Annotated in this window: 10 protein-coding genes; 1 reads left to right on the top strand and 9 read right to left on the bottom strand. The window is 42.8% G+C overall.

Translation table 11 applies throughout. The features are described from left to right. Positions 1–30 precede the first annotated feature (30 nt). Positions 31–1,449 carry an NAD-dependent succinate-semialdehyde dehydrogenase gene (locus AC2YHV_RS04935; protein WP_048685027.1) on the top strand — a complete coding sequence of 473 codons (1,419 nt, stop codon included), beginning with the start codon at positions 31–33 and terminating at the stop codon, positions 1,447–1,449. 55 nt (positions 1,450–1,504) lie between these two features. Here the strand turns inward: AC2YHV_RS04935 and AC2YHV_RS04930 are convergent, their stop codons facing one another. From AC2YHV_RS04930 to AC2YHV_RS04890, 9 genes are all read right to left on the bottom strand, one after another. Continuing rightward, positions 1,505–2,611: an AI-2E family transporter gene (locus AC2YHV_RS04930; protein WP_487372725.1), complete on the bottom strand. Its 1,107-nt coding sequence runs from the start codon at positions 2,609–2,611 to the stop codon at positions 1,505–1,507. A 396-nt stretch (positions 2,612–3,007) separates the two neighbouring features. Next, entirely contained in the window at positions 3,008–4,534 is a 1,527-nt protein-coding gene (scpC, locus tag AC2YHV_RS04925; protein WP_034305854.1) for a succinyl-CoA:acetate CoA-transferase ScpC, read from the bottom strand. Positions 4,535–4,665: 131 nt separating this feature from the next. After that, positions 4,666–5,316 (bottom strand): LytTR family DNA-binding domain-containing protein, encoded by a 651-nt coding sequence (locus AC2YHV_RS04920; RefSeq protein ID WP_057278591.1) that lies wholly within the window; start codon positions 5,314–5,316, stop codon positions 4,666–4,668. A gap of 565 nt (positions 5,317–5,881) precedes the next feature. Continuing rightward, a complete protein-coding gene (locus tag AC2YHV_RS04915; RefSeq protein WP_048685015.1) occupies positions 5,882–6,244 on the bottom strand; it encodes a P-II family nitrogen regulator in 363 nt (120 codons plus the stop codon). A gap of 14 nt (positions 6,245–6,258) precedes the next feature. Then, positions 6,259–7,473, bottom strand: coding sequence for an ammonium transporter (locus AC2YHV_RS04910; protein WP_268564028.1), 1,215 nt, complete (start codon positions 7,471–7,473; stop codon positions 6,259–6,261). Between the two features lie 298 nt (positions 7,474–7,771). Further along, positions 7,772–7,975 (bottom strand): YbdD/YjiX family protein, encoded by a 204-nt coding sequence (locus AC2YHV_RS04905; RefSeq protein ID WP_258249794.1) that lies wholly within the window; start codon positions 7,973–7,975, stop codon positions 7,772–7,774. Between the two features lie 13 nt (positions 7,976–7,988). Further along, complete coding sequence (locus AC2YHV_RS04900; protein WP_063577456.1) at positions 7,989–10,043, bottom strand: carbon starvation CstA family protein; 2,055 nt, start codon at positions 10,041–10,043, stop codon at positions 7,989–7,991. A 373-nt stretch (positions 10,044–10,416) separates the two neighbouring features. After that, positions 10,417–12,207, bottom strand: a complete 1,791-nt coding sequence (locus tag AC2YHV_RS04895) for an ABC transporter ATP-binding protein (protein WP_223255899.1) — start codon at positions 12,205–12,207, stop codon at positions 10,417–10,419. After that, the gene (locus AC2YHV_RS04890; RefSeq protein WP_487372724.1) at positions 12,182–13,930 is read right to left on the bottom strand and encodes an ABC transporter ATP-binding protein; all 1,749 of its coding nucleotides are present in this window, start codon (positions 13,928–13,930) and stop codon (positions 12,182–12,184) included. The genes AC2YHV_RS04895 and AC2YHV_RS04890 overlap by 26 nt, the downstream gene beginning before the upstream one ends. Positions 13,931–14,010: the final 80 nt, after the last annotated feature.

The raw sequence follows: 14,010 nt of genomic DNA, 5'->3' as shown, positions 1-14,010 counted from the left end.
ATGGATTTAACCAAATTAGGAGGTTTTATCATGAAGGATTACGGATTATTTATTAACGGTGAGTGGTCGGATTTTGGATTGGATAAAATTGAAGTGAGAAACCCGGCAACGGATGAAGTAGTTGCCACCGTTCCTAAAGGCGGTGCAACTGAAGCGGCGAAGGCTGCAGATGCCGCATATGAAGCCTTTACGGGCTGGGCTGCACTCTCAGTCTACGAACGTGCTGAACTAATTTGGAAATGGCATCGATTGATTGATGATCATAAAGAAGAACTGGCAAAAATCATGACTGAAGAGCAAGGAAAGCCCCTTAAAGAAGCTCTTGGTGAAATGACATATGCCAATGGCTTTTTATCTTGGTTTGCCGAAGAAGGAAAAAGGGTGTACGGCGAAACGATTCCTGCTTCCGTGTCCAATAAGCGGCTTTTCGTTACTAAACAGCCTGTCGGAGTTGTAGCTGTCATTACGCCTTGGAACTTTCCTGCAGCCATGATTACAAGAAAAGTGGCACCAGCGCTTGCCGTCGGCTGCACAGTCGTCATTAAACCGGCAAACCTGACTCCCATAACAGCTTTAAAAATGGCTGAATTAGCCGAAGAAGCTGGCATTCCAAAAGGGGTCATCAACGTCGTGACAGGAAAATCCTCAGAAATCGGCGAAACTTGGCTTCAAGATACGAGGGTTCGTAAATTGACGTTTACCGGTTCTACAGAAGTCGGCAAAACCCTGATGAGGGGCTCCGCAGACACGGTAAAGAAAATCTCGCTAGAACTCGGAGGTCACGCACCAGCAATCGTTCTTGAGGATGCCGACCTTAATAAAGCGGTTGATGGCATCATCAGTTCAAAATTCCGTAACGCAGGACAAACATGCGTCTGTTCAAATCGCATTTATGTCCACGAAGCCATTCAAGAGGCCTTCATCGAAAAGCTCGTTGCCAAGGTCAAGGAACTAAAGGTAGGAAATGGACTGGAAGATGGCGTCGATATCGGTCCGCTTATCGATCAAAATGCAGTGGATAAGGTTCAAAAACAAATTGATGAAGCAATCAGCAGCGGCGCTAAGCTCGAAGCTGGCGGTAAATCAATAAGCGGCCTTTTTCTTGAACCGACCGTATTGTCCAACATTGATGACAGCATGCTCTGCATGAAGGAAGAAACATTTGGTCCACTAGCTCCCATTGCCTCCTTTAAGACTGATGAAGAGGCAATCAAGAGGGCAAATGACTCCATCTTCGGTTTGGCAGCTTACGTCTTCACTGAAAACATCACAAAGGGCATCAAATTCACCGAGGCACTTGAATTCGGTATTGTTGGCTTGAACGATGGACTTCCTTCCGTTCCGCAAGCTCCATTCGGCGGATTCAAGCAAAGCGGACTCGGCCGTGAAGGCGGACACCAGGGCATCGAAGAATTCCTGGAAGTAAAATATATTTCCTTAGGTTTGTGACCTATTTACCCCAATAAGAAAACGGGCCCGACTCAATTGAGTCTGACCCGTTTTTTCATTCCAATATATCTTCTCCAAGCTTTTCCTCTTTTCGGATCCTGATGAATTTTACGATATTCAATACGATCGTTTTAACAACAGAGTAAGTCGGAACCGCCAAAATCATGCCGATGATACCGGCAATGTTTCCGGCGACAAGCAATAGGATGATGATGGTAAGCGGATGTGTGTTCAATTTCTTCCCGATGACTAACGGTGAAATGAAATTACCATCCAATTGCTGAATGACCGTTACAACCAGAATGACCAATAATGCCTCTGTCGGTGAATGGATCAACGCCACAATGACGGCAGGAGCGGCTCCGATAAACGGACCTACATATGGAATGATATTGGTTACGGCGCCAATCAGCGCGAATAAGAACGCATAAGGCAACCCAATGATTAGATATCCGATGAACGTTCCGATCCCGACAAACATGCAAACAAGCATCTGCCCTTGTATGTATGTAGTAAGCGTCCCGCCAGTTTCCTGAAGTACTGTTAAAGCTGGTTTTCTATAACGAACCGGTACGAATTTCATAATGGCGGCCGGAAGCTTATCCCCATCCTTCAACATATAAAACAGGATGAAAGGAACCGTTACGACAACTAAAGTGATATTCGTCACCACGCTGAAAACGGAAGTTAAACTGTTCGTTATATTACTAGGTAAGTTCGTCAAATATTTTTGCAGTGAATCCCCTACTTCTTGCAGAGGTACATAATCTTGTTCCACCGTCCATAAAAACCATTTTGACTCCGCTGAATCTTCAATGAACTTCCTTGTTTGATTGAAATAATCCGGAAGGTTATTGAGTAAATCCGTAACCTGTTTGGAAAGTGACGGGCCAACCAGACCGACAAGTAAACTAATCAACCCAAGGAAAAATACGTAAAGCAATAAAATCGCCAATCCCCTAGGCACTCTCCTTTTAACGAGGAAATCAACAGTGGGATTGAACAGGAAGTAGAGAAAACCCGAAATCAAGATTGGAAAGAACAATGTAGATGTAAAAATGACTATTGGTTCAAAAAGAAAAGAAATCTTTGTACCAACATAAAAAAGTAAAGACAATAGTAATAACTCTAACGTCCAAAAATGCAGTTTTTGCTTGAACAAATTATCTCCTCCACTATAAGCAATTCTATTTAACTCCCTATTTCTAAGGAAACAACATCATAAATGCGAAAAATCCTATGTATGTAATCATTCATTGTTAGCAGTTTACCATATTTCTATAACTTGGATGAATAATTATATATAAAAATAATAGAAAAAAGCCTAAAGATACAGTTCCCTAACTTTTTGATGGTTAAGCATCATTTTACACTTTAAATCTGTTATTTGTCGCAGGAAAAAGAATCCCAATAGGAAACACCATACAAATTACTTAGGAGAAATAATCTATTTACCTTTCAATATTCCATTGATGTGACGAAAGATTCATTGGTTTTCACCTATATCGGACACGGACCCAATAAAAAACCCCGCTTTTTATCAGCGGGGTTTTGAGTCTTATTTTTGATCTTGAAGAACCGCTTCAAGCATCGTACCGTTTTTAGCTAGGTTCGTATGCCATGAAAATGCTTTTTCAAGAATGTGCGGAGTTTGATGCCCGCCCGTTTGCGCAACAGCTTCAGTGAAGTATGCACGTAGCTGTGGTCGGTAATCAGGATGAGCACAGTTTTCTATGATTAACTCTACGCGCTCTTTTGGTGCCAAGCCACGTAAATCAGCGATCCCTTGCTCTGTCACTAATACGTCCACATCATGTTCAGTATGATCCACATGAGAAACGAAAGGAACGATACTGGAAATTTTTCCGCCTTTTGCATATGATTTCGTTACGAAAATTCCTAGGCGTGAATTACGGGCAAAATCTCCTGATCCGCCAATTCCATTCATCATTCTTGTCCCAGAAACATGTGTCGAGTTTACGTTACCATAGATATCACACTCTAACGCTGTATTGATTGAAATCAAGCCCAAACGACGGATGATTTCAGGATGATTAGATATTTCTTGTGGACGAAGAACTAGCTTATCACGGTATTTTTCAAGCTCACCGTAAACTTGTTTCCCTTTTTCTTCAGCTAATGTAATCGAACACCCTGAAGCGAATTTAACCTTTCCAGCATCGATCAGATCAAATACCGCATCTTGCAGCACTTCTGAATAAACCTCCAAATCTTTGAATTCAGAATCAAGGAAGCCAGCGAATACTGCATTTGCCACTGAACCTACACCCGACTGAAGCGGAGCAAGGCTTTCAGTTAAACGGCCAGCCTTTATTTCTCCACGAAGGAAGTTAATGAGGTGGTTGGCGATTGTTGCAGTTTCTTCATCCGGCGGCACGATTGTGGAAGGTGCATCAAGATCTGTAGAAACGACGATTCCCATTACTTTTTCGGGATCAACCGCAATGCCGATCGATCCTAGGCGATCACTTGCTTTAGTCATAGGAATCGGTTCGCGTTCCCCTTGTTTAGCCGGTGTATATATATCATGCATCCCTTCCAATCCTTCTGGATGGGATACGTTCAATTCAATGATCACATGTTTAGCTTCTTGAACGAATATGGCTGAGTTGCCTACAGAAGTTGTCGGGATGATCAATCCATCTTCCGTAATCGCCAATGCTTCGATGATTGCAAAATCAATTGGTCCGACAATGCCTTGACGAACTTGTTCAGCCGTATGAGACAAATGCTGATCCACATAAGTTACTTCATCAGCATTGATTTTATTGCGAATGCCTTTATCCGCTTGGAATGGCAAACGTTTATTTATGATACCCGCTTCCGCCATATGTTGGTCGACTTCCGGTCCTAATGAGGCACCAGTATAAACGTCAACTTTGAACTTTTCAGTTTTAGCTCTTTCAACTAGAGCCATCGGAATAACTTTAGCATCACCAGCACGGGTAAATCCACTCATACCGAGTTTCATCCCATTTTTAATCCATGATGCTGCTTCTTCCGCTGTAACTACTTTCCCCTTAAATTGTTCGTTGCGAATTTTTTTGAAAACGCTTTCGTTCATACAAAAGACCCCCATTTTTCGCTTTTCTTACACTTAATTTTACCAATCCTGTGTAATCGTCACATTCATTTTCGAATGAAAAGCCTTAAATTGGGCATAAACCAGCATTTCTTTCACACAAAGGAGAATCACTAAAACCCCAAAGCCCTCCTGAATTGACTTGCATATGTTTGACTGACCTGGATTTTGGAGTTGTCTTTCATTATCAATAAAAATGTAGAATGGAAATCAGGGAGGATCTCTTGTATATAGTTGATATTGACGATGTACGAACGGTGCACACGAATGAATAAATCACTAGGTAAAATGAATTCCAATTCACTTAAATTCATTTTATGAAATCCACTCACACGTTCGGACTGAATTTTAGTTTTCCTATTTTGAGCTTCCAAATACATAATTTCATCGTATGGAAGCGGTATCCAGCGATCATCTGTTTTAATGGTCAGGAATGATGTCGGTAAAATCAATGGCTTTGACGGCAAGATGGCCGTTACCGCCCCTAAAGGGTTGCCCTCGTCCATGATAGGGACACTCAGCCCATAGTAAGGTACGCCAAATACATTACTTTCAACTTGCACCCCTATTTTTTTACGGATGCTCAGCGCTTTATATGTCGCCGTATTTTCACTGATTAAATCACCTGGTTTTATTCTTAAGTCCACTTGTTTGCTCGGTTGATAATAAATGTATTTTTCGGAATCAGCCACAGAAATTGAAGCATCCTTCGGTACAAACTCCCTGATGATATTTAAAACGGATTCGACCGTAAATTGATCCATTTCCTTTCACCTCTTAAAAGAACATATTAATAATTCCCCCATTTTTAAGCAGGGCATTCATGAAGTAATTCATAGTTTTTTGGTAAACTTACATTTTTTTGAATTCACTTTTCGGAAAATTAAAGAAAAATTGAAGTAACTAAGCGAAAAGCGTCGAAAAAAGCAAAAAAATCGTATTTAAATTTATGTCCTTATTCATTATAGTTGGAATGCTCCCCGATTTCCATGGGGGATTCAAGAAAAAAGTTTCCTTATTATACAAACATTTAAATATCAAAATCCAGCGGACATCAAACAAAAAAGCCGCTCTCCTAGGATAACGGCTGAAAGGTCATTTTTTTGAAGGGGGATTTTGAAACGGGGATTTTAATCGGAGTGATAACATCTCTTCTAAATTTTTCAGTGGCAATTCCAATAAAAAGGGTCGGTCATCAGGTTGATATACATCCTCTGAAATGAGCGTATTAACGATCTTCTGTTTTTTTGCATTAACAATTCGGACCAGTCTCCCCATTTTCAGCTCCCTTTCTTTAATCTTCTGTATCCGGCGGAATTGATCACAGCATCAGATGTCATTCTTTAGCGCATCATGACCTTCTTTACCGGTACGGATATTCACAACATTCGCCAATTCATATATAAAGATTTTACCGTCACCCGGTTTACCGGTACTCAAGAATTTCCTTGCTACATCCACAACATCCTGAACTGGCACTTCACACACGACGATTTCGATTTTCATTCGATCATGCAATGACATTTCACGATTTCTGCCCCTATATGTTTCCACATAACTTTTCTGAAGACCCGTTCCTTTTACTTCCGATACTGTCATTCCGCTTACCCCTATTTTCGCAAGTTCCGCTTTGAATTGTTCAAATTGGATAGGACGTGTAATGATTTCTATTTTCGTTAAAATCTCGGACATATGGGCACCCCCTTTTAGATTGATTCGTGATAAGCTTTTTCTCCATGAAGTGTAAGATCAAGCCCCATTGACTCATCTTCTTCACTGACACGCAACGGTACGAAAAGGTTAATGGCTTTAGCAACGATATAAGTGACCACGGCAACGAAGATATAGGTCGCAATGATCGCTACAAGCTGCTTCCACAACAAGTTGAAATCTCCATAGAATAAACCATTTGCACCGCTTTCGTTTACGGAAGTTGTCGCGAACAAACCTGTAGCTATGCCCCCCCAAGTCCCGCCGATCCCATGTAATCCGAAAGCATCAAGCGCATCGTCGTAACCCAGTTTATTTTTCAGGAAGAATACGCCCCAGAAACAAACGGCACCGCCGATGACACCGATGATGATTGATGATGCGGGCGTTACGAATCCGCAAGCGGGTGTAATGGCCACCAAACCAGAAATGGCTCCGGATACTGCACCCAGCAATGTTGCCTTTTTATTAGCCATATACTCGACGATCAGCCATCCAATGATACCAGCAGCTGCTGCAACAGCTGTATTAACGAATACATTCATCGCCACTCCATTGATTGTCAGTGCGCTTCCGACGTTGAAGCCGTACCAACCGAACCAAATTAATGATCCTCCAAGAAATGTTAAAGGAAGATTATGCGGCGCACTGTCCCCCGACTCTTTCCTTTTACCTAACATGATTGCCAATACCAAACCTGCAACCCCTGAAGATATATGAACAACGTTGCCACCTGCAAAGTCAAGTGTACCCAGTTCCGCTAACCAGCCTCCACCCCATACCCAGTGTGCAACGGGAGCATATACGAATAAAGACCATAGGATCGTAAAAATCAGGAATGCTGAAAACCTCATCCGCTCGGCAATGCCACCAGCAATGATCGAGACCGTTAAAACGGCAAAAGTCATTTGGAATAACATGAACAAACTATGGGGAATTGTTTTGCTGTAAGGTCCAGGTGCAAAACCCACATCCTTTAAACCAACCCAGTCCAGACCGCCCAGAAGTGAATTACCAGGTGAAAATGATAATGAATACCCAATCAGCACCCAAAGAATAGAAATGACAGCCAGAGGCATATAACTATGCATTGCCGTATTCAAGACATTTTTACTTTTTACCATCCCTCCATAAAATAGGGCAATCCCTGGTGTCATTAGCCAAACCATCATCGTCGCCAAAAACATGAATACCGAATCTGCCATTTGCATACTGTTTTTTCCCCCTTTATATATATGTTATGTTTATTAACACTATTATGTTATATTTTTTATCATATACTTAATTTTCTAATAATTCAACTTAATTTTTGTGTTTTTCAGAAAAAAATGTTAGATTAAATAACATCAATAAGAATAAAGAACCAGCAAATGTGATTTTTTTGGTTTAATAGTTACTTTTCCATCTTCACGACTCCACGTCTGTCACATTTTACCCTCCACTTATTCACCCTCGAAAAAACCATTAAAAAAAGGGCCCTCCTATTGAGGGCCCTTCAATAAATATTCATTAACAGCAACGAGACACTTTCCCACCCTTTGCGTTATACCGTTCATCCTGGGCTTCGCAGAAAAATTCTTTCCTGGTTTTCACGGGATCTTCAGGATGATGCTTTTTCATATGTGCCACATACGTATCATAACTTGGCACGCCGACGAGCAAACTGACGAATTGCTTTCTGTAGCTGAGAATTGTCATTATTCTTTTCAACATCGCTTTCCCTCCCTTATGACGACCTTGATACATAAGGCGTTTCATGTAAATCTATTTTCTGGTTCTTCAAGACTTTTATCCATAACCTAATGGCAGAAATCAGGACCGTGATCACCACGATCATGAAGATGGCACATAGGGCAGCATCCACATAATCATTGACGATGACCCGCTTCATCTCGGCCAGATTGGCTGCCGGAGCAAGAACTTCCCCACTATCATAAGCCGCTTTAAATTTATCCTTATGTGCTAAAAAGCCAATTGCCGGGTTTTCGTGGAACAGCTTTTGCCACCCTGCCGTCATGGTCACTATCAACAAGAATGTAGTGGGCACAAGAGTGACCCATGTGTACGCTTTTTTGCCCATTTTGAAAAGGACCGTCGTCCCAAGCAGCAACGCAATGGCGGAAAGCATCTGATTCGCGATTCCAAACAATGGCCAAAGGGTATTGATTCCGCCAAGAGGATCAATGACCCCTTGATAAAGGAAGTAGCCCCAACCGATTACACAAATGGCAGTCGCAATTATATTGGGCAGCCATCTATTCGTTTCGGCAAATGGTTTGTAAAAGGTGCCGATGATATCCTGTATCATAAAACGTCCCACCCTGGTTCCTGCATCAATGGTGGTCAATATGAACAATGCCTCGAACAGTATCGCGAAATGATACCAGAACGCCATCAGGGACGCCCCCCCAATCACTTGCGAGAAGATATGGGCCATGCCGATTGCAAATGTTGGAGCTCCTCCAGTACGGGATATAATGGTCTCTTCCCCAACATCGTCTGCAAGGCCGGTAATCATCTCAGGTGTCACAAGGAAACCCCAATCTGATATCGTAGCAGCCACTTGCGCTGGTTCCGTTCCCACAACGGCCCCCGGGCTGTTAATGGCAAAATAGATACCTGGCGTCAATACACAGGCGGCAATCATCGCCATGATGGCTACAAAGGATTCAGTCAACATCGCCCCGTATCCGATTGGACGTGCATGCGATTCGCGTTCAATCATTTTAGGAGTCGTACCTGAGGAAACGAGTGCATGGAATCCCGATACCGCTCCACAAGCGATTGTAATGAATAGGAACGGGAATAAATTTCCGGAAAATACAGGTCCCGTTCCATCGATGAATTGAGTGACGGCAGGCATTTCAAGGCTCGGCATGACAATAAAGATGCCTAGTGCAAGTCCGATGATCGTACCGATTTTCAAGAATGTACTTAAATAATCACGCGGTGCCAATAACATCCATACTGGCAAAACGGAAGCAACGAAACCATAGACAATCAACATGATGGCAATCGTTTCCCCGTCGAAAGTGAACATCGGCGCCAATGTTGCGCTCTCGGCTACAAAGCGGCCGAAATATAACGCGAGCATCAAAAGTATGATTCCGATAATCGACCCTTCACCAACCCGTCCCGGCCTTATATAACGCATGTAAATGCCCATAAGGACTGCAATCGGTATGGTAGAGGCAATCGTGAACATTCCCCACGGACTGCCCACCAGCGCTTTTACGACAACCAGGGCAAGTACCGCCAGTAAAATGATCATGATACCGAGGATACCGACCATCGCTATCAAGCCTGTAATCGGTCCAATCTCCTCTTTGATCATTTCTCCCAAAGATTTGCCGTTACGGCGCATCGAACCGAAAAGAATGATGAAATCCTGTACGGCACCAGCCAAAACAACTCCGACTACAAGCCATAGCGTCCCTGGCAAATATCCCATCTGAGCTGCAAGGATGGGGCCTACGAGAGGTCCAGCTCCGGCAATTGCTGCAAAGTGGTGGCCAAACAACACCCATTTGTTTGTAGGTACATAATCTTTCCCATCATTATTCGCTTCCGATGGAGTCTGGCGATTGTCATCTAGCTCAAACACTTTCCGTGCAATGAATTTACTATAAAAGCGGTATGCAATTGAATAAACACAGAGTGCCGCAGTAACAATCCACATGGCATTTATGCTTTCCCCCCGGTTTAGCGCGACGAAACCAAAACTCACCGCACCCAATGCAGATATGATCCCCCAAAGAATAACAGACTTAAGCGCTTTCATTTTTTTCCATCTCCTCTCTATCGATCTAGTGTACAACTATAAAAAACCTTCATTTATTAGGGGCCAGGGCTATATTTCCCCCCGTACCCATTAAATTTAAAGAATTTTATATATATTCTGAATTATATGTTACCGTAAGGTTTTTTAGCAATAGCAATTTAGTCAATTTGTAAAGTATTTTCCATTATTTTGTCGATAATTCCCTCTTTTCCCACTTTGGTGGAATCAATGATTTCAATGCTTTATAAAAATCGTATTGTGTGAACGCATTTTTATAAGGTTCATCAAATGAACGGGATGCAATCCCCAAGTTTATGATGCTCATTATGGGACCAACACAAAAAATGTGCGCCGGATGGCACACATTTTTTCTTTATCCTATCTGATTTTCCCTTAATGAGCTGCGGTTTAGATCGTAATAAAAACCCCTCTGCCTCAACAATTCATCATGGGATCCTTTTTCAATGATCCTTCCTTCATCAAGTACGAGGATTTGATCACTTTGCTGAATTGTATTCAATCTGTGGGCAATGACAAAACTTGTCCTTCCCTCCATCAAGCGGTGTAATGCTTCCTGAATTTTAAGCTCGGTTATCGTATCTATGCTACTTGTCGCTTCATCCAAAATCAATAATACGGGATCCGCCAAAATAGCCCTGGCAATCGATAATAGCTGGCGTTGCCCCTGACTTATTCCACTGCCATCTTGATTCAAGATGGTATCGTATCGATCTGGCAGTTTCATGATAAAGGAATGGGCATTGGCAAGCTTGGCTGCATTCACCACTTCTTCATCTTCTGCCTCCAGCCGGCCGTAGCGGATATTTTCACGAATCGTACCTTGAAACAAGAAGGAATCCTGTAAAACGAAGCCCATATGCTTACGGAGGCTGGACCTCGTCACCTGTTGGATATCCTGGCCGTCAATCAATATCCGGCCGCTGTTCGGCTCGTAAAAACGGGCAAGAAGATTAATGATCGTGGTCTTACCTGCCCCCGTGGGACCTACAAGCGCGATGGTCTCCCCTTTTTTTGCATGGAAACTAACATCATATATCGTTTGCTCTTCATCATTATACGAAAAGGAAACACCCTCAAAGTCCACCTCACCGCGGACTTCACGAAGTTCAGAAGCCTGTTTCTCATCCACTTCTTCTTCTTTTTCATCAAGTATGGCGAAAACCCTTTCAGCACCGGCAACAGCTGAGAGAAGTGTATTGAATTGGTTAGCCAGGTCATTGAGCGGACGGGTGAATTGCCTTGAGTACTCGGTGAAAATGACAATGACCCCGATGGAAACCGTACCTATGCCATTCAGCGCCAAAAACCCTCCGACAGCGGCTATTACCGTGAAACTTAAGTTGTTCAGTAAATTCATCAGTTTTGGAATCAGCCCTGAGTATGATTGTGATAGGAATCCGGCTTTCTTTAAATTTTCACTCCGGATGATAAAATCACGGATCACTTTATCTTCCTGTGAAAAAGCCTTTACGATCCGTTGTCCGGAAATCGTTTCTTCTATAAACCCATTCAGTTCTCCAAGGTTCTTCTGCTGTGCTTTAAACAGCTTTCCCGTCCTGTTCGTTATCCACCTCAGACCGAAGAACATGAGAGGAACGATGAATAAGGTTAGAATAGTTAATAAAGGGCTCAAATACAGCATGACTCCGATCGTCCCGACAAGTGTCAGCACACTTGAAAAGATCTGGATGACGGAACTATTCAAAGTGGAACTGACATTTTCAATATCATTCGTGACCCTGCTCATCAACTCCCCGTGCTGACGCCGATCAAAAAAGGGAATGGACAACTGGTGAAGCTTTTTGAATAGTTGATTGCGCATCGCATAAACCGTATCCTGTGCAATTCCGATCATCCAATAATTCTGAAGCCACATGGATAGGGAATAAAATATGTAGACTCCGAGAAGCCCTAAAAGAAGGCTGATCAGCCCCCCGCTATCTCTTGTGACAATATAATCATCAATGGCCATCCCAACAAGAAAGGGGCCAAGCAATCCCAAAACCGAGCTTATCAGTACCATGAAAAGGACACATAATAGCAGGCTTTTATTCGTTGCCAAGTAGGGAATGATCCTTTTTACCGTATTCCAGGAGTTGACCGGTTTAGACTTTGCCTTATCGGGAGATATTCTTCGACTCAAGCGAAATCCCCTCCTCCCCAAACTGTGAGCGAACGATTTTTCGATAAAGATCGCTTGTTTGCATCAAATCCTGATGTTTCCCCAGCGCAAGGACTTGACCGCTTTCCAGCAACAAGATTTTGTCAGCCTCCATGGCTGTACTGATTTTTTGTGTAATGATGAGCGTTGTGCATGTATAGTCCTTTAAAGCGGCAAGCAATTTACTTTCCGTCTTCAAATCCAGCGCACTTGTACTATCATCCAGAAGGAGAATCCTCGGTTTGCGCACCAATGCTCTTGCAATCGATAAGCGCTGTTTTTGCCCTCCAGACAGATTCACTCCTTTTTGCCCTAACTGGGTTTCATATTGCTTCGGAAGTTTCATTACGGTCTCATGGACCTGAGCATGCATGGCCGCAACCATGATTTCCTCCATCGAGGCACCCTCTTTTCCCCAAGCGACATTATTTTTTATGGTCCCCGAAAAAAGCAGGGCCTCTTGCGGTACATAGCCGATCCTGTTCCGCAGCGAATTCAAGGGAATATCTTTCAGATCTTGGCCATCAATTTGAATGGAGCCGCTTTCAACTTCATATAATCTCGGAATCAGCTGAAACAGTGATGTCTTCCCTGATCCTGTCGCTCCTATGATGGCAAGCGATTCTCCCGGATCGATGGAGAAGGTCAGGTTTTTCAATATCGGGGTTTCGGTTCCAGGATAGCGGAAAGATACATCCAGAAACTTAATGCCTCCCCCATTGACGGCCCCACTCTTGCTTTCCGCTTTACCTTCATCAATATCTATCGGGGTTTCAAATATTTCCGTCACACGTTCCGCTGAAGCCTTTGCACGGGAAATGACCATGATCAGCCATGAAAAAACGGAAAGGGATGCCGCAATCCTCGTGGCATAGTTGACAATCGCCACAACTTCCCCTACCTGTATATCTCCCGTCGTTATAAATTCACTTCCAAGCCAGAGAATGATCAGAATCGCCACATTCATGACAAGCATCAGCACAGGCATCGTCGTTTCAATTAAACGAAGGGAAGACACAGTCTTTCTTTTCAACTCTTCATTCGCATCGTCAAATCGGCCGATTTCATGCTCCTTACGAAGAAAAGCTTTGATCAAGCGCATGCCTATCAGGTTTTCCCTCATGACTCCATTGACATTATCGAGTTTTTTCTGGACGAGCTTAAACAGCTTAGCCGCCCGTTTCATAACCCATCCCAAGAAGAAAACAAGAACCGGAATTGAAATGACCAATACAAGGGATAATTTCAAATCGACCGCAATAGCCATGATGGCTCCGCCGATTACGATCAACGGCGCCCTTGCCATGATACGCAAGCCCATAAAAACCGTATTTTGAAGTTGGGTCACATCATTCGTCATCCTTGTGATCAACGAGGAAGTCGGGATATTATTCAAGTTCGCAAAAGAAAACGCCTGTATTTTACCAAAAAGGCTTGTCCTGACATCATGTCCAAAGCTTTGACTTACATGTGATGCCGTAAATGAATTAACGATCCCGCCAAGAAATGAAAAAACGGAAAGTCCAACCATGACACTTCCCCATTTAATCACCACCGATAAATCTTTCTGCAAAATGCCATCATCAATGATTTTTGCTATAAATAGAGGTTGTAATAGCTCTACCCCGAGCTCGACAATCATTAAGGATAAAGCAAGAATGATCAAAAGCCAGTACGGCTTAAGAAATGAGGACAATTTTTTCATCTATGACACCTTCGATTCTCCGTATGTAAATAGCATTTTTTTATCCTCTCATTATACATTTTTATACAGATTTTTTAAAA

This window comes from Peribacillus sp. SRI_006 (genome assembly GCF_057586375.1).
Note: the sequence above shows the minus strand (reverse complement) of the source record. Positions and strands in the feature narration are given on the sequence as shown.

Excerpts from the sequence above, each read along its gene's own strand:
- AC2YHV_RS04935 (WP_048685027.1), top strand. The coding sequence starts at position 31 with ATGAAGGATTACGGATTATTTATTAACGGTGAGTGGTCGGATTTTGGA.
- AC2YHV_RS04900 (WP_063577456.1), bottom strand. The coding sequence starts at position 10,043 with ATGAAAGCGCTTAAGTCTGTTATTCTTTGGGGGATCATATCTGCATTG.
- AC2YHV_RS04905 (WP_258249794.1), bottom strand. The coding sequence starts at position 7,975 with ATGTTGAAAAGAATAATGACAATTCTCAGCTACAGAAAGCAATTCGTC.
- AC2YHV_RS04920 (WP_057278591.1), bottom strand. The coding sequence starts at position 5,316 with ATGGATCAATTTACGGTCGAATCCGTTTTAAATATCATCAGGGAGTTT.
- AC2YHV_RS04910 (WP_268564028.1), bottom strand. The coding sequence starts at position 7,473 with ATGCAAATGGCAGATTCGGTATTCATGTTTTTGGCGACGATGATGGTT.
- scpC (WP_034305854.1), bottom strand. The coding sequence starts at position 4,534 with ATGAACGAAAGCGTTTTCAAAAAAATTCGCAACGAACAATTTAAGGGG.
- AC2YHV_RS04890 (WP_487372724.1), bottom strand. The coding sequence starts at position 13,930 with ATGAAAAAATTGTCCTCATTTCTTAAGCCGTACTGGCTTTTGATCATT.
- AC2YHV_RS04915 (WP_048685015.1), bottom strand. The coding sequence starts at position 6,244 with ATGTCCGAGATTTTAACGAAAATAGAAATCATTACACGTCCTATCCAA.